23 protein-coding genes are annotated in these 22,224 nt (G+C 64.7%); 13 read left to right on the top strand and 10 right to left on the bottom strand.

Features of this window, described 5'->3' with window-relative positions; genetic code table 11:
• The first annotated feature begins 10 nt into the window (after positions 1 to 10).
• The gene (locus ACS8YF_RS04240) at positions 11 to 619 is read left to right on the top strand and encodes a class I SAM-dependent methyltransferase (protein WP_440848978.1); all 609 of its coding nucleotides are present in this window, start codon (positions 11 to 13) and stop codon (positions 617 to 619) included.
• Positions 620 to 693: 74 nt separating this feature from the next.
• Here the strand turns inward: ACS8YF_RS04240 and ACS8YF_RS04235 are convergent, their stop codons facing one another.
• Both ACS8YF_RS04235 and ACS8YF_RS04230 read right to left on the bottom strand, forming a co-directional pair.
• Positions 694 to 1,062 (bottom strand): tautomerase family protein, encoded by a 369-nt coding sequence (locus tag ACS8YF_RS04235; RefSeq protein WP_440848977.1) that lies wholly within the window; start codon positions 1,060 to 1,062, stop codon positions 694 to 696.
• On the bottom strand, positions 1,025 to 1,354 hold the full coding sequence (locus tag ACS8YF_RS04230; RefSeq protein ID WP_440848976.1) for a hypothetical protein: 330 nt from the start codon (positions 1,352 to 1,354) through the stop codon (positions 1,025 to 1,027). Before ACS8YF_RS04230 ends, ACS8YF_RS04235 begins: the two co-directional genes overlap by 38 nt.
• Positions 1,355 to 1,433: 79 nt before the next feature.
• Between ACS8YF_RS04230 and ACS8YF_RS04225 the strand changes: the two genes are divergently transcribed.
• Positions 1,434 to 1,643, top strand: a complete 210-nt coding sequence (locus ACS8YF_RS04225) for an antibiotic biosynthesis monooxygenase family protein (protein ID WP_440848975.1) — start codon at positions 1,434 to 1,436, stop codon at positions 1,641 to 1,643.
• Positions 1,644 to 1,649: 6 nt separating this feature from the next.
• Here the strand turns inward: ACS8YF_RS04225 and ACS8YF_RS04220 are convergent, their stop codons facing one another.
• Positions 1,650 to 2,666 (bottom strand): DNA ligase, encoded by a 1,017-nt coding sequence (locus tag ACS8YF_RS04220; RefSeq protein ID WP_440848974.1) that lies wholly within the window; start codon positions 2,664 to 2,666, stop codon positions 1,650 to 1,652.
• A gap of 479 nt (positions 2,667 to 3,145) precedes the next feature.
• Between ACS8YF_RS04220 and ACS8YF_RS04215 the strand changes: the two genes are divergently transcribed.
• The gene (locus ACS8YF_RS04215) at positions 3,146 to 4,240 is read left to right on the top strand and encodes an ATP-binding protein (protein ID WP_440848973.1); all 1,095 of its coding nucleotides are present in this window, start codon (positions 3,146 to 3,148) and stop codon (positions 4,238 to 4,240) included.
• A gap of 477 nt (positions 4,241 to 4,717) precedes the next feature.
• On the opposite strand, the gene ACS8YF_RS04210 is transcribed toward ACS8YF_RS04215, so the two are convergent.
• Positions 4,718 to 6,178, bottom strand: a complete 1,461-nt coding sequence (locus tag ACS8YF_RS04210; RefSeq protein ID WP_440848972.1) for a sensor histidine kinase — start codon at positions 6,176 to 6,178, stop codon at positions 4,718 to 4,720.
• A complete protein-coding gene (locus tag ACS8YF_RS04205; RefSeq protein WP_440848971.1) occupies positions 6,175 to 6,888 on the bottom strand; it encodes a winged helix-turn-helix domain-containing protein in 714 nt (237 codons plus the stop codon). The genes ACS8YF_RS04210 and ACS8YF_RS04205 overlap by 4 nt, the downstream gene beginning before the upstream one ends.
• 175 nt (positions 6,889 to 7,063) lie before the next feature.
• Here ACS8YF_RS04205 and ACS8YF_RS04200 point away from each other — a divergent pair, with 175 nt between their 5' ends.
• The 3 genes from ACS8YF_RS04200 (at position 7,064) to msrA (ACS8YF_RS04190) (ending at position 9,005) form a co-directional block, all read left to right on the top strand.
• Positions 7,064 to 7,285: a hypothetical protein gene (locus ACS8YF_RS04200; RefSeq protein ID WP_440848970.1), complete on the top strand. Its 222-nt coding sequence runs from the start codon at positions 7,064 to 7,066 to the stop codon at positions 7,283 to 7,285.
• Between the two features lie 347 nt (positions 7,286 to 7,632).
• Positions 7,633 to 8,235 carry a peptide-methionine (R)-S-oxide reductase MsrB gene (gene msrB, locus ACS8YF_RS04195; RefSeq protein WP_440848969.1) on the top strand — a complete coding sequence of 201 codons (603 nt, stop codon included), beginning with the start codon at positions 7,633 to 7,635 and terminating at the stop codon, positions 8,233 to 8,235.
• Between the two features lie 32 nt (positions 8,236 to 8,267).
• On the top strand, positions 8,268 to 9,005 hold the full coding sequence (msrA, locus tag ACS8YF_RS04190; RefSeq protein WP_440848968.1) for a peptide-methionine (S)-S-oxide reductase MsrA: 738 nt from the start codon (positions 8,268 to 8,270) through the stop codon (positions 9,003 to 9,005).
• Between the two features lie 94 nt (positions 9,006 to 9,099).
• Here msrA (ACS8YF_RS04190) and msrA (ACS8YF_RS04185) read toward each other — a convergent pair whose 3' ends face one another.
• From msrA (ACS8YF_RS04185) to ACS8YF_RS04170, 4 genes are all read right to left on the bottom strand, one after another.
• A complete protein-coding gene (gene msrA, locus ACS8YF_RS04185) occupies positions 9,100 to 9,606 on the bottom strand; it encodes a peptide-methionine (S)-S-oxide reductase MsrA (RefSeq protein ID WP_440848967.1) in 507 nt (168 codons plus the stop codon).
• A complete protein-coding gene (msrB, locus tag ACS8YF_RS04180; RefSeq protein WP_440848966.1) occupies positions 9,603 to 10,052 on the bottom strand; it encodes a peptide-methionine (R)-S-oxide reductase MsrB in 450 nt (149 codons plus the stop codon). The genes msrA (ACS8YF_RS04185) and msrB (ACS8YF_RS04180) overlap by 4 nt, the downstream gene beginning before the upstream one ends.
• 85 nt (positions 10,053 to 10,137) lie before the next feature.
• Positions 10,138 to 11,175 carry a proline racemase family protein gene (locus ACS8YF_RS04175; protein WP_440848965.1) on the bottom strand — a complete coding sequence of 346 codons (1,038 nt, stop codon included), beginning with the start codon at positions 11,173 to 11,175 and terminating at the stop codon, positions 10,138 to 10,140.
• Entirely contained in the window at positions 11,175 to 12,332 is a 1,158-nt protein-coding gene (locus ACS8YF_RS04170) for a zinc-binding dehydrogenase (RefSeq protein ID WP_440848964.1), read from the bottom strand. Before ACS8YF_RS04170 ends, ACS8YF_RS04175 begins: the two co-directional genes overlap by 1 nt.
• 303 nt (positions 12,333 to 12,635) lie before the next feature.
• On the opposite strand from ACS8YF_RS04170, the gene ACS8YF_RS04165 reads away from it, so the two are divergent.
• Both ACS8YF_RS04165 and ACS8YF_RS04160 read left to right on the top strand, forming a co-directional pair.
• Positions 12,636 to 13,205 (top strand): DNA-3-methyladenine glycosylase I, encoded by a 570-nt coding sequence (locus ACS8YF_RS04165; RefSeq protein ID WP_440848963.1) that lies wholly within the window; start codon positions 12,636 to 12,638, stop codon positions 13,203 to 13,205.
• 345 nt (positions 13,206 to 13,550) lie between these two features.
• The gene (locus tag ACS8YF_RS04160) at positions 13,551 to 13,883 is read left to right on the top strand and encodes a hypothetical protein (RefSeq protein WP_440848962.1); all 333 of its coding nucleotides are present in this window, start codon (positions 13,551 to 13,553) and stop codon (positions 13,881 to 13,883) included.
• Positions 13,884 to 14,209: 326 nt separating this feature from the next.
• On the opposite strand, the gene ACS8YF_RS04155 is transcribed toward ACS8YF_RS04160, so the two are convergent.
• Positions 14,210 to 15,166 (bottom strand): helix-turn-helix domain-containing protein, encoded by a 957-nt coding sequence (locus ACS8YF_RS04155; protein ID WP_440848961.1) that lies wholly within the window; start codon positions 15,164 to 15,166, stop codon positions 14,210 to 14,212.
• Between the two features lie 155 nt (positions 15,167 to 15,321).
• Between ACS8YF_RS04155 and ACS8YF_RS04150 the strand changes: the two genes are divergently transcribed.
• The 5 genes from ACS8YF_RS04150 to eat all read left to right on the top strand — a co-directional run bounded on the left by ACS8YF_RS04150 (position 15,322) and on the right by eat (position 22,158).
• On the top strand, positions 15,322 to 16,842 hold the full coding sequence (locus ACS8YF_RS04150) for an aldehyde dehydrogenase family protein (RefSeq protein ID WP_440848960.1): 1,521 nt from the start codon (positions 15,322 to 15,324) through the stop codon (positions 16,840 to 16,842).
• A 253-nt stretch (positions 16,843 to 17,095) separates the two neighbouring features.
• Positions 17,096 to 18,127: an alcohol dehydrogenase AdhP gene (gene adhP, locus ACS8YF_RS04145; RefSeq protein ID WP_440849072.1), complete on the top strand. Its 1,032-nt coding sequence runs from the start codon at positions 17,096 to 17,098 to the stop codon at positions 18,125 to 18,127.
• Between the two features lie 297 nt (positions 18,128 to 18,424).
• Positions 18,425 to 19,837, top strand: a complete 1,413-nt coding sequence (locus ACS8YF_RS04140; RefSeq protein WP_440848959.1) for an ethanolamine ammonia-lyase subunit EutB — start codon at positions 18,425 to 18,427, stop codon at positions 19,835 to 19,837.
• Complete coding sequence (gene eutC, locus ACS8YF_RS04135) at positions 19,830 to 20,708, top strand: ethanolamine ammonia-lyase subunit EutC (RefSeq protein WP_440848958.1); 879 nt, start codon at positions 19,830 to 19,832, stop codon at positions 20,706 to 20,708. The genes ACS8YF_RS04140 and eutC overlap by 8 nt, the downstream gene beginning before the upstream one ends.
• Positions 20,709 to 20,751: 43 nt before the next feature.
• Positions 20,752 to 22,158, top strand: a complete 1,407-nt coding sequence (eat, locus tag ACS8YF_RS04130; RefSeq protein WP_440848957.1) for an ethanolamine permease — start codon at positions 20,752 to 20,754, stop codon at positions 22,156 to 22,158.
• The last annotated feature ends 66 nt before the right edge of the window (positions 22,159 to 22,224 follow it).

The raw sequence follows: 22,224 nt of genomic DNA, 5'->3' as shown, positions 1-22,224 counted from the left end.
ATACCACGCCATGGATGAACGTTCCGTCGTTACCGCCTACCGCCGTCTGTCCAGTACGTACGACCGATTCTTCGGTCCCGTATTCGAACAGGGACGGCAGGTCGCGGTGCACAAGATGGATTGCCAGGCCGGCGATCGCGTACTGGAAGTTGGTGTCGGCACTGGATTGTCACTCGAGCATTACCCCGAGGGCGTGGAAGTGGTCGGCATCGATGTCTCGCCCGACATGCTCGAACATGCCCGTCAGCGCGTGAACGGCAATGCCGATCGCATCACGCTGCAGGTGATGGACGGCCAGGCCACCGAGTATCCCGACGATAGCTTCGACAAGGTCGTGGCGATGTACGTGGTATCCGTCGCCCCCGATCCGCACAAGCTGGTCGAGGAGATGAAGCGGGTCTGCAAGCCGGGCGGCGAGATCTTTATCGTCAACCACTTCAGCCACAAGGGCCCGATGGCCAAGTTGGAGCGGCTGGCGTCGCCGTTGTCCAAGCTGGTGGGGTTCCGGCCGTCGTTCCCGATCGACGAATTTCTCGCCATGGCCGATCTCGACGTGATCGAGTCCGTGCCCGTCAACGCCTTCGGTTACTGGACCTTCATCCACGCGCGCAACCGCTGACAGCCCGCCGGGCTGCGGGCCCATGGATGAAAAAGCCGGCAGCGATGCCGGCTTTTTTTGGTGTGCGCCACGCGTCAGTCTTCGATGAAGCTGGCCTTGCCATCCGCGAAGGACCAGTCGATGTCGTTGTTCTCGGTCATGGTGATCATGACGTTGCGCGGGTCGATACCGGGGCGGGCCGCCAGATTATCGGTCACCCGGCGATAAAAGGCTTTTTTCTGGCTGTCGGTCTTGCCCGAGCGCAACACGAGATGAAGCATCACGCGATCTGCGGTACGCGTCTGGAGCTGGAGGGCGTGCGGCGCGAATTCGCGGATCAGCTGATAGCGATCGTCGGCCGGGAAATCGAGCGCGGTGAGGGCCGCTTCGTTGACCGCGTCGGCCACCGCTTCGGCGTATTCGCGATCATGACCTTCCAGGATGGCGATATTGACGAATGGCATGAATGAATCCCGTAAAAATTAGATAGCGCGCAATATAAGGTGAACGCGGCGCGAATGCCAGCGCCGGGCTGGGGCGCACGGTGTTGTCGGGCGACAGCCGGCGACCGCGGCCATCATCGATGCTGACCGCATATTGAACACGGGGCCGACGTTTCGCTGCAGGCAAGCGATCAAGCCCAAGCGGGGAGGCTCCACCGGCAACCGGCGCGGAATGCCTCTGTCGGGGCGCACGGTAGGCGTCTACAATCAGGCCTCGTTTTTCGACCGACGGCCATGCCATGTTCATTGCCATGAATCGATTCCGGATCAAGCCTGACTGCGAGGACGAATTCCTCGCCATCTGGCGCCAGCGCTAAACCCATCTCGACCAGGTGCCCGGTTTTCGCCGCTTCAACCTGCTGCAAGGGCCCAGTACGGACGAGCACACGCTGTTCGCCTCGCATTCGGAGTGGGATTCGCGCGAGGCTTTCGAGGCCTGGACGCGAAGCGAAGCATTTCGCAAGGCCCACGAGAACGCGGGCGGACGCCGCGATATCTATCTCGGGCCGCCCGAGTTCGAAGGCTTCGACGTTAAACTCTGAGGGCGTTTATGCGTCGTCGTCGGCCTCGATGCCTTCGGCTTCCGGCGCGGCGGCGTGGCCGTCCGCGGTAATTTCCGGCGGCGGCCCCCCGGTGCGCCGGCGCAGAAAACGGGCGAAGCGGGGCAGGCCTGTGGCGGTCGTGCCCTGATAGCGGAACGTGATCCATGAACCCACCGGCGGTGGGTCGGCGCGCTGCTCGTCGGTGAAGCCGGTGCCGATCGCGAACTGGCGGCCGTCGCGCATACGTACTTCGAGCGAGCCCATCATCCCGTTCAAACGGCCATGGCCGGGGTGGATGCCGACGACGCGCGCCTCCGCATCGCGATAGGGCTTGACCTTGAGCAGGCCGGCATGGCGGCCCGGCGTGTAGTCGCGGCTGCCGCGATGCAGGACCAGCCCTTCGCCACCCCTGGCGAGGACGTTCTTGAGCGCCGCCTGCAATGCGTCCTTGTCGGCGACGTGAAACTGGCGCACGGCGACAACCCATGGATCATCGATGCGCGCGACGGTGCGGCGAATCGCCGGCACGCGGTCGTCGAAATCGTCGTTGCGGCCGGGAAGGTCGAATACCCGATAGCTGATCGCGTGCCAGCCTGGATCCTCCGGGCCGGCTGTTCTCACCAGGGTCGAGGCGGTCGAGAACCGGCCGTAGCCGGCCCAGAGTTCGCCGTCCATGGGTGTGGTCGGAAAATGCGCGGTGAACCAGGCCGGCAGCTCCACAGCCGAGCCACTGCGTGTGCGCATTTGCTGGCCGTCCCAGTAGCCGCGTACGCCGTCATACTTTTCCGATACCCAGTAGTTCGTGACATCCACTTTCCCGTGGTATACGTCGACCAGTTCCACCTGCGGCGGTTGCCCCGCCCAGGCGACGCCGATCGTGGCTATCATGGCGAGCAGCGCGCAGGCTGCGACGACGCGTGTCTTCATGTCGACCCCTCCCCGCGGGTCAACTTTGTCGGTTTCGTGTGTTGTATGTACGAAAACGGGGCGCGCGCTGTCAATTGTCGTCAGTTGCGGGCGCACAGCCGCCGGTCGAACGCGCCGGCGGCAATCATGACCACTCTGGGTCCGAGGCGAGCGCGCAGTCCCTGCCCGCAGCCCTTCGCGCCCAGTGTCTCTGGGCGGCGGGATCTGTGGATTGCCATCCGGTTCTAGGGCCTGTTGCCGCTTCGTGCGAGTCCGCGCCAAGCGCTGTTGTGCGGCAAGACGAGGCGTAGTGCGCGCCGTGCAGTCACTCTGCACAAGCGGGCTACAACGCTGGATTGCCGCACAACAGCGCTTGTCCCGAAGGGTTGGGCCGCCCATAAAAAATTTACTAGGGGCGCCCTGCGGCGTTGCGAGTCTGGGTCGTGGCACGCCACGACACGGCGACTCGCGCCTTGCCGGACACGATTTGCGGTCTCCAACGCGGCGCTCGCACGAAACGGCAACAGGCCCTAGTGCAGACTACAGCATCATAACGCGCCGCTATCTTTCAGGGTGATTCGATGCCGGATGGGCCTGTGGGTGATAGGCGGCTGTATTTGTTGGCGGATAGTCTGCCGCTTGCGGTGGCTTATCTCGACGATGCCGGGCATTTCCGCTTCACGAACCGCGCCTTCCAGCGTCGCTTCGGCGCGCCCGCGGCCAATAGCCGGCCGTCGCAGTTCTTTGCGGGCCTCTGTTCGCCCGATATCGAGGAATTCCTGGACCGCGCCTTTGCCGAGGGCAAGTCGTTCACCGGCCTGGTTTACTGTAGCCGCGCCGATGAGCCGACCGAGCGCCTGCGTGTTCAGATCGTGCCGGACGCCGAGGGTGATCGGCTGTGGGGCGCGTTCATGATCTTCGGCCGGATCGAGGACCGGGCCCCGGTGCCGGCCGCGACGCGCGATGACCGGTTCGTGCAGATGCAACGCATGGCCAGGCTCGGCGAGATCGCGGCCGGCATGGCGCACGAGGTGCGTCAGCCGCTGTCGGCGATCAGAAATTACGCCGATGTGCTGCCCCGAATGCTGGAGGCCGGCGAGCCCGCGAGCCGGATCGGCACGCTGGTGCGGGCCATCCAGACACAGGCCACGCGTGCGAGCAACATCATCACCCAGGCGCGCGAGTTGGTGGGCGGGGGTGCGGATACATTCAGCGAATGTGATGTCCTGCAGGTGATCTACAGCAGCATCGAAATCACCGAGCGATCGGCCCGCGCGGCCGACGTGGAAGTGCGTTGCGCCGCCCAGTCGGCGTTGCCGCCCTGTCGCGGGCATGCGGGCCAGCTCGAACAGATTCTGGTCAATCTGATCGGCAACGCGATCGAGGCGGTCGCGAACAGCGACATCCGGGCGATACGTATTGACGCTGAAGCACTCGACGATCGGGCCATCCGTATTCGTGTCGCCGACACCGGCCCCGGCGTGCCGGCCGATGATCTGGACGTGATATTTCAGGCCTTTCGTTCCGGCGGCGATGGCATGGGCATGGGCTTGTCGGTCAGTCGTCGACTGGCCGAGTATCACGGCGGACAACTCTGGATCGAGCCGGACCGCGAACGCGGCGCCTGTTTCGTACTCGATCTGCCCGCGGATGCGGTTGTGCGCGACTCGGAAAGCGGCACAGCCAGCTGAGCGGCCCGTTTGACCGCAACCGGGGTTGAGGTTGCAGATGGGGGCGGCCGGCCATTTTCGTCCACCGCCCGTGCCGAGCCATCGTCAAATCGCCCAGGTGCGGTGCCGTCCCGGGCCGGGCCGGTCATCGAGCCCGTCCTGTCGTCGCTCGCGCCGGTTGCCGTGCTGCGGGCTCGATGTCCTCGGGGCGCGCGCCGTACATCGCCGAGTGCCCAGGCCCAGCAAGCCATCCGCCGGGCGCGCGTATCGAGTGCGCGCCCATGTTCGGGGCGAGGGACGAACCGCGATGCAGCATCGATATGCCGGTCGACCTGTGCAATGCGCACCGTATTCGGTGACCGTCACCGGATGTAGTTCGGCAAACACCAGCCGCCATTGCTCGACCGCTCGCCGAATCGCGCGACAGCTTCATCGATGCCTTCGGCAGCGGTCGGTGGGCTGGCAGGGGGCCTGGATCGCATCCGCAAGCCAAGTGGTCTAGGCGAGGGGCAACTCGAAGGCGGCGACGGTGCCGTGGGTGTCGCTTGTCAGTTCCAGTCGTGTGCCGTGCCGCGTACAGACTTCGGCCACGATCGCGAGCCCGAGACCGCTGCCGGCATGTCGGCTGCGGGCCTCGCGTGTACGGTAGAAGCGCTGGACGACCAGTCCGATCTCCTCGGCCGGTATGCCGATGCCGGTATCGGTCACCGTAATGCGGACGCGTTCGCCGGTCACGGCAGCCGAGCAGGTTACCTGGCCGCCGGGGTCGGTCGCGCGCAGGGCATTGTCGACCAGATTGGTCAGCGCCCGGTCGACGAGTTCCAGGTCGGCGGCGACCGGCAGCGGCTCGACGCAGTCGACTGTCAGCACGATGCCGGCGGCCTCGGCCTCGGGACGGAATTTGTTCGCGATGTCATGGATCAGTTCGGCCGCCGGAAAAGTCTCGACGTGCAGGGCGCGTTCATCGATATCGATGCAGGCCAGCAGCGAGAGTTGCTCGGCCAGGCGAGTCAGGCGCGCCACATTGGCGAGCAAGGCATCGACCCCGGGCCGGTTGTGTTCGGGTACGTCCGCCCGGAGTTTCTCGGCATAGCCGCGCAGCGCGGTCAGCGGCGTGCGGAAATCGTGCGAGAGGCTGGCGACCAGGTCGCGGCGTTGCCGGTCATTCTCGCGTAACGCCGACACCTGGGCTTCGATGGTGGCGGCCATGTCGTTGAATGCCCGCGCCGCACGGCCGACCTCGTCGTCGGTCTGCATGGAAAGACGCTGGCTGTGGTCGCCTTCGGCGAAGCGTTGCATGGCGCGCGTGAGCCGCGAGAAGCGCCGGGTCAGCAAGGCGAACAGCAGCAGGCCAAGGGCGGCGGATACCAGCAGGGCACCCACGCCGGCCACCACCAGCGAACGCGAGATACTGCTGGTCTGCCACATGCGCGCCACCGACATATTGGTATCTGCTTCGGGGACGACGAACAGATAGCCGCGATGTCGTTGCGGTCCGTAGTGGATGTTGGCCACCGAGAATACGTTGCGGCCGTCATCGCACGGCAGATCGGCGTAGACCGGCAGCATCGGCAGATGCGATTGCAGGCGCCGGATCGTGGCGATCGCAATCCGGCCGCCCAGCGCGCAGCGGTCGTCTGCCCACGCCCCGACCACCTCGCCCGAGCGGTTGAGCACATAGATCGACAGCGCCGGGTTGATGCTCTTGATGTGCTGCACGGCCCGCCGCGCGGGCCGGCTGGTCAGCCCCTCGGACAACGGCCTGGCCAGCCGCGCGGCCAGATGGGAGGCCAGATGCAGCTGATTGCGCTGCAGCCATTCCCGGCCGAGCAGATCGAACTGGCCGACGGCGATCCAGGCGGTGGCCAGCGACATCACCAGCAGGCTGGCGAGATAGGCCAGCGCCAGGCGCCCATAGAGGCTACGCGACAGGCGGCGCAGCGTGCGCAGAACGTTCACGAGGACGGCTGTCGGTCGGCGTCGGTGAAGCGATAGCCCACGCCCCAGACGGTCAGGATATAGCGCGGATCGGATGGATCGGCCTCGATCTTGTTGCGCAGCCGGTTGATATGCGTGTTCACGGTATGGTCGAAACCATCGAACTCCGGGCCCCAGACCGCGTCCAGCAGATCGGAGCGCGAGAACCCGTGGCCCGGATGGCGCGCAAACAACGACAGCAATGCGAACTCCTTGGCCGTCAGCGAGAGCGGTTCGCCGTGCAGGGTGGCGTAATGAGCATCGATATCGATGACCAGATCGTGCACCGCGATCGGCGCGGCGCCGCGCGGCAGCTGGCCGGCGCCGGCCCGCGCGTGTCGGCGCAGCAGCGCCGACACGCGCGCGAGCAGTATCGCGCCGTCGAACGGTTTGGTGATGTAGTCATCGGCGCCGATCTCCAACCCATGCACGACCTCGCGCGTATCGGCCCGGGCGGTCAGCATGATCAGCGGCAGCGCCGCGTCCGCGGTCCGAATCTCGCGGCAGACCGCCAGACCGTCGATGCCCGGCAGCATGAGGTCGAGAATCACCAGCGACGCTTCGCGCCAGCGCGACAGTGCCTTTTCGCCGTCGTCGACCCAGATCGCCGGGTAGCCGGCATCGCCCAGTAATGCGATCAGCAAGCGCCCGATATCGGGATCGTCTTCGACGCAGAGAATGGGGCGGGTCACGACTTACTCCGTTACACGATGTATCTACGCTAGCCCAGAGCAGAGCTCGCATCATCACGAAAGCTTCACGATCGATGTGATCGATTCGTGATGATTGCCCGGGCCGGGGCGCCTAATCTCAATGCCACGACCCGATACCCGGGCCGGGATTCGAACAATGACAAAGGAATCGACCATGAACGTTCGCAAGCATGCCGTGATGACCGCCCTGATTCTGGCCCTGTCGACCCTGGGCGTTGCCGCCACGGCGAGCGCCGCCGAAAGCGCGACATCGGCGCACAAGACCATGACCCATAAAAAGGCCACCAAGCACCACAGCGCGATGGCCCACAAGAAGAAGACCAGTCACACCCACAAAAAGCACAAGACCGCCACCAAGGCCAGCAAGACCAAGTAAAACGGCCAGTCTTGATCGGCCGGCGGGTTGCCGCCGGCCATCTTGCCTGACTCGTGGCCCGAACTCATGGCCGGGGCTGTTCGGCGCGCCGGGAAGGCGGCCTGTTATTGATCGCGCCGGGGCGGGCCAGAGTGGGCCGGAGCCCGACTGACGTCAGCGCCAGACGGGCAGGGCGTGCCGCAGCGGCCGGGGCAACGCCGCATCAACTGCCGGCCTTGCGGCGTATATTCAATGGCGCAGTCGCTGGCGCGCCGAGTATACCGTCGACAAGCATGCGAGCGAGTGCCGCGTCCATGTTGGGCACCCCGATGGCGCGGGCCCCCTGAAGCGATCTGCGGGAGAGCGAAATGAACCAGCGCATCAACAATCCAAGGCGCCGTTTTCTGATCGGGGCGTCGACCGTGTTCGGCGCCGGTCTGCTGGTGGGCCTGACGCGTTGGTTGCCCGCCAGCGCCGCGGGTGACAGCCAGGCCGGCACCGAGGCGACCGGGCCGGTAACCATCGTGGCCTTCGACGATCACGGCAAGCGACTGGGCAAGCGTACGGTCGAACGCGTAATCAAGACGCCGGCCCAGTGGCGGGCCGAGCTTACCCCGGCTCAATACCATATCCTGCGCGAGCACGGTACCGAGCGGCCGTTTACGGGGCGCTACTACAACCCGCCCGAACAGCAGGGCATCTATCGCTGCCAGGGCTGTGGTAACGCGCTGTACGATTCGGCGACGCAGTTCCACTCCGGCACGGGCTGGCCGAGTTTCTACCAGCCGATCGCGGCCGAGAACGTCACCGAGCACACGGATCACAGCTTCGGCATGACCCGTACCGAGATCGCGTGCACGCAATGCGGCGGCCATCTCGGCCACAAGTTCGACGATGGCCCGAAGCCCACCGGCCTGCGCTACTGCATGGATTCGGTCGCCCTGCGTTTCATACCCACGGGCGCGGCCTGACCGCGCCGGGCACGACATCAACGGAGGTTGATATGCACGCTCGATTGAAACGATCCACGACTTTGGCCGCCCTCGGCGCGGCGGCCGCGGTGGTGTTGGGGGCCGCGATGTACGACACGCCTGCCCGGTCGGCCGATTCGGTCTACGGGACGCAGGTGCCGGCGGCCCGTGCGCATTTGTCGCGGCCCGGCAGCCAGACCGCGCAGGCCGTCCTGGCGGGCGGCTGCTTCTGGGGTATGGAAGAAGTGTTCTCGCACGTCAAGGGCGTCACCAACGTCGTGTCAGGCTATGCGGGCGGGGACAAGGCGCACGCCAATTATTCGGACTCCAGTTCCGGCCGCTACGGCGATGCCGAGGCGGTGCGCATCACCTACGATCCGGCCCGGATCAGCTACGCGGATCTGTTGCGAATCTATTTCTCGGTGGCCCACGATCCGACCCAGGTGAATCGCCAGGGCCCGGACCGGGGCCCACAGTATCGCTCGGAGGTCTTTGCCGCGAGCGCCGGTCAGGCACGGGTCGCCCGGGCCTACATCCGGCAGCTCGATCGCGCGCATGTCTTCCACCGGCCGATCGCGACCCGGGTCAGCGTGGGCCAGAAGTTCTTCCCGGCGGAGTCGTACCACCAGAACTATGCGGTCAAGCATCCGGACAGCTACTACCTGCGGGTCAACGATGAGCCCAAGGTCGCGGCGTTGAAAACGCGTTTCCCGGCGCGCTACAGCGCGCAGTTCGCCGAGGGCGGCGGCCAGGCGAACGCCAGCGGCTGATTACCGACGATCGCGATGGGGCCGCCTCGGAGGCCGTAGTTGTGGCGCCGGCATGAGCGCTGCACAGCGCCATGCCGCCGGTGACGCTGTTAAGTCAGGCGCTCTTGCGGCGCGGCAAAACCCAGTTCGGCCGCGGGAAGTGGCAGGTGTATCCGTGCGGGAATTTCTCCAGATAATCCTGGTGTTCCGGTTCGGCCTCCCAGAATTCACCGGCGGGCTTGAGCTCGGTCACGACCTTGCCCGGCCAGAGACCGGAGGCTTCGACGTCAGCAATCGTGTCTTCGGCAATCTCGCGCTGGGCGTTATCGAGATAGTAGATGCCTGAGCGATAGGATTCGCCGATATCGTTGCCCTGACGATTTTTCGTCGTCGGGTCGTGAATCTGGAAGAAGAATTCCAGCAACTCGCGGAAGCTGATGCGTTCGTCGTCGAACACGACTTCAATCGCTTCCGCATGATGGCCATGATTGCGATAGGTCGGATTCGCCATCTCGCCGCCGGAATAACCGACCCGCGTGGCCCGCACGCCGTCCTTCTGGCGGATCAGGTCCTGCATGCCCCAGAAACAGCCGCCGGCCAGAATGGCTCGTTGTGCGCTCATCCGATGTCCTCCACCTGATCGATATACTCACCGTAGCCCGCGGCGTCCATTTCATCCTTGGGGATGAATTTCAGCGCCGCGGAGTTGATGCAGTAACGCAGTCCGCCGCGATCGGGCGGGCCGTCGGGGAAAACGTGCCCGAGATGGCTGTCGCCGTGCGCCGAGCGGACTTCGGTGCGGCGCATGCCCAGCGAATTGTCGGTCAGCTCACTGACATGGGCGGTCTCGACCGGCTTGGTGAAACTCGGCCAGCCACAGCCCGATTCGTATTTGTCCGAGGACGCGAACAGGGGCTCGCCGGACACCACGTCGACGTAGATGCCCGGTTCCTTGTTATGCAGGTATTCCCCCGTGCCGGGGCGTTCGGTGCCGTTTTCCTGGGTGACGCGATATTGTTCCGGCGTGAGCCGGGATACCGCGTCTTCGTTCCTGCTGTATTCCGCCATGTCTGTTCCCGATTGACCGCCTGTTCAGCCGATAAAATGATGGCGCGGGTATCAAAATCAAGCCGGGTGCGCCGCGGCAATCGCCTCAACCGCGTGTCTCGACCACGTGGTTGAGCGTCAGATGCTGGATCATCGGGTCGTCGGCGTTGGCTATGATTTCCGATTCGGCTATGACGTGGGCCCGGCCGGTGATCGTGTTACGCACCACATCCTGCCCCTCGGCATTGTCGCGGGCCACGAATTCGCCCACAAACCGTGTGTTGCGCAACGACACGGTTTCCAGACGATCGCCCGGTTCGATTTCGCCGCGATGGTTCATCAGCGCCAGACGCGCGGAGGTGCCGGTGCCGGTCGTACTGCGGCAGATCACGCCCGGATGCACGTAGGTTGCCGAGCGCGAGCGGTAGAAGCCCCGGGCGGGATTGTCGACCGGGCCCATGAAATGCAGGAACGGCAACGGCCCGACGTCGCCGAGGCTGTAGTGCGAGAATACGCGATCCGCGCGGATCGCCTCGACAATGGTATGCGCGGCGTCGGCCAGCCGGCGTTCCTCCGGCGCAACCAGCTCGAAGCCGAGTTCGGTGGCATCGACCAGCGCATAGAAGCCGCCGCTGTAGGCCACGTGATAGGTGATCTCGCCGATGCCCGGCACATCGATGCGGGCGTCGTAGGTATCGATGTAGCTCGGCAGCCCCTGACAGGTGATCGCCTCCACCACGCCGTCTTTCACCCGGGCCTCGATCTCCACCAGCCCGGCCGGCGCTTCCAGCGTGAAGTGCTGAATGCCCTCGACCTTTTCCACGATGCCGGATTCGAGCACCGCGGTGGCGGTGCAGATGGTGTTGGAGCCGGAATAGATCGGGTAACCCATCACTTCCATGATGATGTAGCCGGCGACCGCCCTGGGGTCGCTGGGCGGCACCAGCAGATCCACCGACATCTCCGGAATGCCATAGGGCTCTTCCAGCAACAGGCGGCGCAGGTCGTCGGCTTCGTCGCGCAGATACACCATCTGGGCGCGCACGGTGTCACCGGGCAGCTCGGGCACGCCGCCCGTGACGATGCGCGAGACATCGCCGCCGGCATGAGTATCCATCAGGCGAAGGGCGTATTGTCGGGACATCAGGTGTTCTCCAGGGCGTAGGGGGCGCCGTGCTCGGCCCACAGGGCATCGGGTACGACCACGATCTTGCCCAGGTAGTTCGAGCCGCGATGGGTAAAATAGCGCTCGCATTCGCGCAGCTCCGAGAGCTTGAACGCGGCATGCAGCACCGGCTTGAGTTCGCCGGCGCGGATCCATTCGATCAGTTGCTCGGCTTCTTCGCGGGTACCGTGCGATACGCCGAAGATATGCACCTGGTAAAGATAGATCACGGTCCACATGACTTCCGTGACGTTGGACGCACTCGCGCCCGCGATCGACAGCCGGGGGTAGGTCGAGCGCGCGTTCATGTCGAAGGTCATGGCCTCGATGAAACGCATGGTCGCCTCGCCGCCGACCAGATCCATGACCGCGTCGAACGGCACGCCGCCCGTGGCCTGGCGTACCTGGTCCGGGAAATCGTCCATGGCGCGCCGGTCGAAGACGTGTTCAGCGCCGAGTTCGAGCAGCGCATCCGCCTTTTCCGGCGTGGACAGGGCATAGGGAATGGCGCCGACGATGCGACACAGCTGAATCAGGGCCGTGCCCACGCCGCCGCTGGCACCGGTGACGAGTATGTGCTCGCCGGCCGATACGCGCGCGGCCGTCATCATGTGATAAGCCGTCTGATAGGAACACATGCCCATCGATGCGAGCTCGGCGTCGGACAGCTCGGCGTTGTCCACGGTGTGGAACTGGTCGGACGGCACGGCTACGTATTCGGCAAAGCCGCCGTCGGCGCCGTGGCCGTAATAATCGGGCGTGAGATTGATATCGCGTCGGTCGCTGCCATAGATATTGAAATCCAGCAGCCCGCGCTCGCCCACGCGCGACGCGTCCACGCCTTCGCCCACCGCGGCGACCCGGCCGGCGATGTCCGCGCCCTGGATGCGCGGGAAAGTCAGCGTGGGCGCGCCGCCGATGGCGAACGACGTCACGTCGCCCTTGTCCTTGGTCGGGTACAGCCCCTCGCGGGCCTTGCGGTCGGTATTGTTCTTGGCGGTGGCGGTCACCCGGACGAGCACTTCGCCCGGGCCCGGTTCGGGCACCGGCGTCTGTTCGTTGTACACGAGCTGATCGACGTCGCCGTGGCCAACCAGCTGCATTGCAGCCATCTGGGTCGGAATCGATTCGGACATGAGTGGGCTCCGGAGTCACAGTTGCGGCGCGCTGCCGCCGTATGCCACCGCTTGCGATGGTCTGTGGCGGCAGCCCAGCCATGGAATGGTAGGGGCTGTTGCCATTTCATACGAGCCCCGCGTCGCTGTCGCAAGGCATGCCGGGCCAGCCGAGCCGCGCCGCATGGCATGATCTTGCGGGGCAAGCCATCGGCCCGGCAGCGCAACGCCTGCTTTCGCGGCGCCTCGGCGTGGCGTCCGCTGGCCGCTGGCGCGCGTCGCGGCGTCGGCAGCCCGGTCCGTCATGTAAGGAGAATGAACGTCATGAGCTCATCGCATGCCGAGCCCGCGCGTTGCGCCTGGGCGCGCAGTCATCCGTTGCTGGTCGCCTACCACGACGCCGAATGGGGTGTACCCGAAACCGATCCGCGCGCCCTGTGGGAGAAGCTCATGCTGGACGGCTTTCAGGCCGGCCTGTCGTGGCTGACCATCCTGCGAAAACGGCAGGCGTTCCGGCAGGCGTTCGCCGAATTCGATCCCGAGCGCGTCGCGCGCTTCGAAGCGGCCGACATCGAACGACTTATGGCCAACCCCGGCATCGTGCGTTCGCGGGCGAAAATCGAGGCCGTGATCGGCAATGCCCACGCCTATCTCGCGATGCAGGCGGCCGGGGAAGACTTCGCCGCGTTCGTATGGTCGTTCGTCGACCATCGGGTGCAGGTCGGCGACGGCCGCCATGTGCCCACCGAGACCGAGCCTTCGCGCGTGCTGGCGGCGGCGCTGAAAAAACGGGGTTTCAAGTATGTCGGGCCGACCATCGTCTATGCCTGGATGCAGGCGACGGGGCTGGTCAACGATCATGCGCTCAACTGTTTCAGGCGCGATCAGGTCTGAGCACTCGGCTCTTCGGGCAGCGTCGGGGAGGCGCGCGAGCGCGGCTTCGCCGGCGCGCATGACCCGGCCATGGAAGACATCCCCGGTCTGCGGCGCGAATCTTTTTGAGCCGGCCGGGGCGCATGCAGTGCCGATGACCGGCAGCGACGAAGGCCGTGTCGCCTCGGCAAATAGCTGTATTATCAAGCTATTGGATGGGGGTAGCTATCGCTGGCACGATCGGGATAAATAAAGGCTATCGGAAACATTAAACTTTAGTCGCATAAAACGCCTTGCAAACGACGGTTTCGGCTGCAGACTGTCCGCCGTACGACAAAAGTCTTAGTCGATAACGAGGTCAAAATCATGACGCATCGGAACCTGTTTCGCAGTATCGCCCTTACCGCCAGCGCAGCCGTGATCGGTCTGGCCAGCGCCAATGCAGACGCCCACGCCTTTGTCGGCAACTATCAGGATCATAAGCTGCCCAGCGCCACCCGGCACACGGCCAACGTTCACCACAATCGCACGCATGCCCACTATGCGCGTCTCGCCGAAGCGAACAGCCATGTCGAAGCGGGCAACTATCAGGACCACGTAGTCCCGCACGCCACGCGCCGTAACACCGACCAGCTTCGGGCTGGCCACAATGCGGTGCGCCACGAAGTCGCGATGTCCGACTCGGCCGATCGCCGCTAAACGACGCGACACCCGTACGGGCGAATCATCGCACGGAAAGCCCGGCCATCAGGCCGGGCTTTTTTTGTGCATATCGCGTTGTCGTTCGCGACCTGTTTCGGCGGGGCCATTGGATCGTCGCACGCGGCACGCACGATCGATCCCGGGCGTTTCGAGTGGCCGGGCCCTGAGAGGCGCGGCGACAGCCTGGACGATTTGCGTCGGTCGCGCCGTCTATCGTCGGTGATCGCGGGCCGTACGACGCCGGGACGCCCCGCTTGCTGCGGGCCGAGTGAGAGGGGGTCGTCAGCCACGGCATACGATGGATGCAGACCGCCCGAAGCGACTCACGGCACGCGTGAACCGGCGGCGAGCGCGCCGTCGGCCGGAGCATCGCGGGCCAAGCGGGCGCGATAACCGCTGGCCGTTTCCCCGGTCGCGGCCTTGAAGCAGCGCGAAAAATGGCTGGGGCTTCGATAGCCGAGGTCGAAGCAGATTTCGGTGATCGACGCCGAGGTGCGCGAGAGCAGATCCCGGGCTCGATCGATGCGTAGCCGCTGTTGATATTCGCCGGGCGTACACCCGATCTCGCGCTTGAACTGTCGATAAAGCTGAGCTTTGCTCATACAGGCGGAACGGGCGAGTTCGGTGCAATCGAGCGGCTGCGCGAGATTGTCGCGCAACCACTGCAGGGCAGCGGCGAGACCGTGTTTGGGCCGGTTATCGGCCTCGATCTCTTCCAGCAGCAGCTCGCGTGTCTGCGTTCGCAGCATGCGCATGATCAGTTCGTCGAGGGCCAGATCGATCATGGCGTCACGATCCGGATGATCGTCGCAATACAGAGATATCAGCCGTTCGAGCAGCGCCTGGGTATGGACGCCGTGAGGCATGTGCAGGGCGCGGGGCACGTAATCCCAGCTCGGCAGCTCGCTGTCACGTGGCTGGCGATGGTTGAGCAGGTCGCAGACCCGGGCGACCTGCGTGCGCTCGATCTCGACCGTCATGCATGTGGTGGGCGAATCCAGGCGGGCTTCGGGAAAATCGATATACACGCGCTCGCCCGGTGCCATGACAAATGATTCGTGGGGTCGGAATTCGCAGGGTTTTTCGGTGGCGCCGTGCATGATCTTGCGCCCCGTAATCATGCCGCAATACAGCAGATGGTTCGACGATAACGCGACCCGCGTAGCCGGATAATAAGTGTCATAAATCGACAGCTGCGAATTATCACCCGCAATCGCCACCCGATTTTCGATAAGTTTGATCGGATTATCCCGACTTTTCAGCGAAGTATTCGATAGCATCGATATCATCTCGTCGTGACCCGGCAATTGAGACTGGGGGGCAAGCGTTTGCGACTGTCCGACAAGTCGGCACCCCGCGATCGCGCTAGCGTGAAATCACGCCGCAAGTTGCGATCCTTTTTCGAAAAATCACGAAAAGCCGAGCGAGTGCCATTATGCTTTATGCTAATCCCGGCCAGAGCGATGCCCTGGTCCGCTTCAACGAACGCTACGACAATTTCATAGATGGCGAGTGGCGGGCTCCGGCCGGCGGCCGTTATCTGACCAACGTCACCCCGGTGACCGGCGAGGCCTTCTGCGAGGTGCCGCGCTCCGACGCAGCGGATATCGACGCGGCGGTCGAGGCGGCCAGCCGGGCCGCACCGGCCTGGGCGGCCACGCCGGCCACCGAACGCTCGCGGCTGCTGCTGCGGATCGCCGACCGGATCGAAGGGAATCTGGAAGCGCTGGCGGTTGCCGAAACCTGGGACAACGGCAAGCCGGTACGCGAAACGCTGGCCGCCGACATGCCGCTGTTGGTGGATCACTTTCGGTATTTCGCCGGCTGCATCCGGGCCCAGGAAGGCTCGATCTCCGAGATCGACGAACAGATCGTCGCCTATCACACCCACGAGCCGTTCGGCGTGGTCGGCCAGATCATCCCCTGGAACTTCCCGCTGCTGATGGCCGGCTGGAAGATCGCGCCGGCGCTGGCCGCGGGCAACTGCAGCGTGCTCAAGCCGGCCGAGCAGACGCCGGCCTCGATCTGCAATCTGCTCGAACTCATCGGCGATATCCTGCCGCCGGGCGTGCTCAATGTGGTGCACGGCCTGGGCGCCGAAGCCGGTGCGGCGCTGGCCGAGCACCCCGGCATCGCCAAGCTGGCCTTCACTGGCTCCACGCCGGTCGGCAGCCAGATCATGGGCAATGCCGCCAAGCGCATCGTACCGGTCACGCTGGAACTGGGCGGCAAGTCGCCGAACGTCTATTTCTCGGATGTATTCCAGCGCGGCGATGTCTTCATCGACAAGTGCGTCGAGGGGCTGATGATGACCTTCCTCAATCAGGGTGAGGTCTGCACCTGTCCGTCGCGCGCGTTGATTCAGGAGGATATCTACGAGCCGTTGATGGAGCGCGCGATCGAACGTGCCCGCAACCTGCGCCAGGGCAATCCGCTGGATACCGATACCGAAATCGGCGCCCAGGTCTCGCGCGAACAGTTCGACAAGATCATGTCGTACATGGATATCGGCCGCGATGAAGGCGCCGAGCTTTTGCTGGGCGGCGGCAAGGCCGAGATGGTAGGCGAGCTCGCCGGCGGGTTCTATATTCAGCCGACCATGTTCAAGGGCCAGAATAGCATGCGGATCTTTCAGGAAGAGATCTTCGGCCCGACCCAGGCCATCGCCACCTTTGCCGACGAAGCTGAGGCCATCTCGATCGCCAACCACACCGAGTTCGGCCTCGGTGCCGGCGTGTGGACCGGCGATATCAACCGGGCCCATCGCGTCACCCGCCGGATCCAGGCGGGCCGGGTCTGGGTGAACTGCTATCACCAGTATCCGGCGCATGCCGCATTCGGCGGTTACAAGCGCTCGGGTATCGGCCGCGAGACGCACAAGCAAGCGCTCGAGCACTACCAGCAGACCAAGTGTCAGCTGGTGTCGTATTCGGACGAGCCGGCCGGCTTGTTCTAGAGCCTGTTGCCGTTTCGCCCGAGTCCGCGCCCGTGATGGTCCGAAAACGGGGAGACGCGGCAGCCAAGGGTTGGCGAACTGGCGTGGCGGCTCGACACAGCCGAGCGACAGCGCCGGCTTGCCATCCAAGCCGTCGCGCGTCGTCGGATAAGAGCGGGCGCCGTGTCCGTACGAGAAATCTTCAAGCCTTGGCCACGCGTGTTCCGGCCAGGGGCGCGCTTACAGCGTGTCACATAAAAAACGAGAGGAGTGAATCATGAGAATGATGAAAGCAGCCGTTGTCCCCGCCTTCAAGGAACCACTGGACATCCGCGAAGTGCCGGTGCCGGAAGTTGGCCCGGGGCAGGTCTTGATGCGGGTTCAGGCGTCCGGGGTCTGTCATACCGATTTACACGCGGTGGAAGGCGACTGGCCGGTCAAGCCCGAGCCGCCGTTCATCCCCGGCCACGAGGGGGTCGGATTCGTTGATGCCGTGGGCAAGGGCGTCAAGCACCTCAAGGAAGGCGACCGTATTGGCGTGCCGTGGCTCTATAGCGCCTGCGGCTACTGCGAGCATTGTCTCGGCGGCTGGGAGACGCTATGCGAATCCCAGGAAAACGCCGGTTACAGCGTGGACGGCGGCTACGCCGATTATGTTCTGGCCGATGCCGATTATGTCGGGCATCTCCCGGACAAGAGCGATTTTCTGGAGATTGCCCCGATCCTGTGTGCCGGCGTCACGGTATACAAAGGCTTGAAGATGAGCGAGGTCCGGCCCGGCCAGTGGGTTTCGATCTCGGGCATTGGCGGGCTCGGGCATCTGGCGGTTCAGTATGCCAGGGCGATGGGCATGCGGGTCGTGGCTATTGATGTGGCCGATGACAAACTGCAGCTGGCCGAGCGCCTGGGCGCCGAGTTGACCGTCAACGCGAAGAAGCAGGATCCGGGTTCGGTCATCAAGGAGGCGATCGGCGGCGCCCATGGCGCGCTGGTCACCGCTGTATCGGAGATCGCGTTCAGTCAGGCGCTCGAAGTGGTGCGTCGCGGCGGCACCGTCGCGTTGAACGGCTTGCCGCCCGGGAAATTCGATCTGTCGATTTTCGACATGGTGCTCAACGGCATCACGGTACGTGGCTCGATCGTCGGCACCCGGCTGGATCTTCAGGAAGCGCTGGATCTGGCGGGCGACGGCATCGTGCGCGCCACGGTGAGCAGCGACAGGATCGAGAACATCAACGCCATTCTCGATCGCATGCGCGCGGGTGACATCGAGGGGCGTGTCGTGCTCGATATGCAGTCGTCGTGACTTGAGCTGGGGCCGCCGACGATTGGCGGCCCCAGCCGAACCCGCATCGCCGTTTCCATCTCTTGCCGCATCGTGTTGTGGGCGGCTCCGGCATGCGGAAGCACCGCGATCAATCGCATTCCGAATGCCGAGTTCGACTTGTCCGCTCCATGGGCCGGCTGTCCGCGGGGCGGGCGGGGCCGGAGCAGTTCCTGCGGGCCCGACTTGCGAGGCGTAAAAATGGAGGAATCACCGGCATGCCCTAAAAGCGTGCAAGGTGATACACGAGATGGGCAGGGACCTTGCAGAGACATAACCATGAGCGATTATCGATATACCCTGGGCGAGCGGACTTTTATCTTCGACTCGCTGGCCGACGTCATGGCCAAGGCGTCCCCCGCGCGATCGGGGGATCGGCTGGCCGGCGTCATCGCTGAATCGGCGGAGCAGCGCGTAGTCGCCCAGATGCTGCTGGCCGAGCTGCCGCTCAAGCGGTTTCTGGAAGAGCCGCTGGTGGCCTATGAAGACGACGAGATCACGCGCCTGATCTTCGACGGGCACGATCGACAGGCGTTCGAGCCGATCTCGCATCTCACGGTCGGCGATTTTCGCAATTGGCTGCTGTCCGACGCCGTGGATGGCGAGGTGGTCGCCGCGGTTCGGCCTGGCATCACGCCCGAGATGGCGGCGGCCGTCTCCAAGATCATGCGCAACCAGGATCTGATTCTGGCCGCGAAGCGGGCGCCGGTGGTCACGGCGTTCCGCAACACGATCGGCCAGCCTGGGCGTTTGTCGACCCGCCTGCAGCCCAACCATCCCACCGACGACGCCACCGGCATCGCCGCCTCGATTCTGGATGGCCTGTTGTATGGCAACGGCGACGCCGTGATCGGCATCAATCCGGCCACCGACAACGTCCCTCAGACCATGCGTCTGCTGCACCTGCTCGACGACATTATCACGCGTTATGAGATTCCTACCCAGTCCTGCGTGCTCACCCATGTGACGAACACGCTCGAGGCGATCGAGGACGGGGCGCCGGTCGATCTGGTGTTCCAGTCGATCGGCGGAACCGAGGCCACCAATCGCAGCTTCGGGTTTGGTCTGTCGGACCTGGCCGAGGCGCGAGACGCCGCGCTGTCGCTGAAACGCGGCACGGTCGGCGACAACGTCATGTATTTCGAGACCGGGCAGGGCAGTTCGCTGTCGGCCAATGCCCACCACGGCATCGACCAGCAAACGCTGGAAGCTCGGGCGTACGCCGTGGCCCGTCATTTCAAGCCGCTGCTGACCAATACGGTGGTCGGCTTCATCGGGCCCGAGTATCTGTTCGACGGCAAGGAGATCATCCGTGCCGGGCTAGAGGATCACTTCTGCGGCAAGCTGCTTGGCGTGCCGATGGGCTGCGATGTCTGTTACACGAACCATGCCGAGGCCGATCAGAACGACATGGACAACCTGCTCACGCTACTGGGCGTGGCCGGGGTCAATTTCGTGATGGGCATTCCGGGCTCGGACGACATCATGCTCAATTACCAGACCACCTCGTTCCACGACGCGCTCTATGCCCGTCGGGCGCTCGGGTTGCGCGCCGCACCGGAATTCGAGGCCTGGCTGGAGCAAGCCGGCGTGTTCACCGACGCAGTCAATCATCGCTTGAACGATGAGACGCCGACTGCTTTTGCTGATGCGTTGGCGCGGTTGCCGGCCGGAGGGCAGCCCGATGAGTGACGATCGAAACCTCACCGATGTCACGGCGGGCGTATCGCGCGCGGCCGATGACGGCGGCGTGATCCCCAATTGCTGGCGCCAGCTGCGGGCCTTCACCGATGCTCGGATTGGCCTCGGTCGGGCCGGCGTCAGCCTGCCGACCGATCGCATGCTGGCGTTCCAGCTGGCTCATGCTCAGGCCATCGACGCGGTGCATCGGGCCTTCGATGTCGAAGCCTGGTGTTTGGATCTGGCCGACGCGGCGATCGAGGGGCCGCTCGGTCAGGCGCCGATCCGCCTGCACAGTCAGGCCGAGGATCGCATGATGTATCTGCAGCGGCCCGATCTCGGCCGCCGGCTCGACGAGGCCTCGCGCGAAGCATTGGCCGGCGATGAAGGCAGCGCGCAGCAGCCGTTCGACCTGGCTGTGGCCGTGGTCGACGGACTATCCGCCCGGGCTATCCACGATCATGCCGTGGGCTTTCTCGACGCCTTGTCACGCGAGTTGGCAAGCAGCGCACACGATTGGCGTCTAGCTCCGCTCACGGTCGTCGAGCAGGGCCGTGTTGCCATCGGCGACGACATCGCGCCGCGTCTGAATGCGAGAGCAGTGCTGGTCCTGATTGGCGAGCGGCCGGGTTTGAGTTCACCGGACAGCCTCGGGCTGTATCTGACCTGGCAGCCCGGCGACGGCACGAGCGACGCCGACCGCAACTGTATTTCCAACGTCCGGCCGGCCGGGCTGAAGCTCGAGTCGGCCGCCCGGCGGCTGGCTTATCTGCTCGGTGAGGCGCGCCATCTTGGCCTGACCGGCGTCGGCCTCAAGGACCGCAGCGATGACGGTGTGATCGATAACCACGGCGCGGGCACCCGCAATTTTCTGACCGGCTGATCTGCTACTTCCCACGACACCAAGCAACCCACTGAGGCATGCCATGAGCGATCCGACCATGGAACAGGACTATCTGGCCAAGCGACAGCTGGCCCAGGGCACGGCCGGCTGGGTGCTGCTGGCCGGACTGGGGGTGGCCGGCGTGATCTCCGGCGATTTTGCCGGCTGGAACTTCGGCATCGGCCAGGCCGGCTGGGGCGGCTTCGTGATTGCTGCCATCCTGATGGGCGTGATGTATTTCTCGCTGGTGCTTTCGCTGGCCGAGATGTCGGCCGCGATTCCGGCGGCTGGCGGTGGCTACAGCTTCGCGCGTCAGGCCATGGGCCCGGCCGGCGGTTATCTCACCGGTCTGGCGGTGCTCATCGAATACGCGTTGGCGCCGGCGGCGATCGTGATCTTTATTGGTTCCGCGGTGGCTGAACTGACCGGGCTCAATGGGCCGCTCGTGTATGCGGTGTTCTATATCGTGTTCGTGGGCATTCATCTGGCCGGGGCGGGGGAAGCGCTCAAGACCATGTTCGCGATCAGCGCGTTGGCGGTATTCGCTATCGCTGTGACCTCGATCGCCCTGATCGGCGATTTCGATGCCACGAACCTGTTCGACATCCCGCCGACGGATGCAGCCGGCGCCTCCAGCTTCCTGCCGTACGGCTGGTACGGCGTTTGGGCCGCGCTGCCGTTCGGCATGTGGCTGTTCCTGGCCGTCGAGGGTGTGCCGCTGGCCGCCGAGGAATCCAAGAACCCGGCCCGCGACGTCCCGCGCGGCATAATCGCCGCCATGCTGTTTCTGATCGGTACGGCAGTGCTCGTGGTGGTACTGCTGGCGGGCGCCGGCGGCGCGAAGATGATCGGCGACAGCGGGGTGCCGTTGGTCGATGCACTGCGCGCCAGCGGCAGCCACGGTATCGCCACGCTGGTCAACGTGCTGGCGCTCGCCGGTCTGGTCGCTTCGTTCTTCTCGATCATCTTCGGCTATAGCCGGCTCGTGTTCGCCTTGTCACGCGCCGGCTACTTACCGCGCTTCCTGTCGCTGACGGGCGAGCGCAAGACGCCTATCTGGGCCCTGATCGTGCCCGGTGTGCTGGGCTTCATCGTGTCGTTGAGCGGGGCCGGCGACCTGATTCTCAGCATGGCCGTAGTCGGTGCCACTCTGTCTTACGCGCTGATGGCCGCCAGCCATATCCTGCTGCGTCTGCGCCAGCCGCAGCTGCATCGGCCTTATCGAACGCCGGGCGGCGTGGTGACCTCCGGAATCGCTCTGGTGTTATCGGTGATCGCACTCACAGGCGTTTATGCCTTCGATCCGCATGCCTTTGGCTACACGATCTTGTTGTTTGTCGTGGGCGCAGCATGGTTTTTTCTTTACAGCCGGCGGCACTTGGTCGCCAAAACAGCCGACGAGGAGTTTCGTCTGCTGGCCAGAGCGGAGTCGGATCTAGGGCGCTGCTGAAATAGAAGCCAAATGATGTCCCGAGAGTCGTCTGCCGTAGGTTCGGATTCGGGCCTTGGTCAATTT

Source organism: Salinisphaera sp. SWV1 (assembly GCF_052044155.1).
Taxonomy (GTDB): Bacteria; Pseudomonadota; Gammaproteobacteria; order Nevskiales; family Salinisphaeraceae; genus Salinisphaera.
This window is presented reverse-complemented; position numbering and strand designations above follow the sequence as displayed.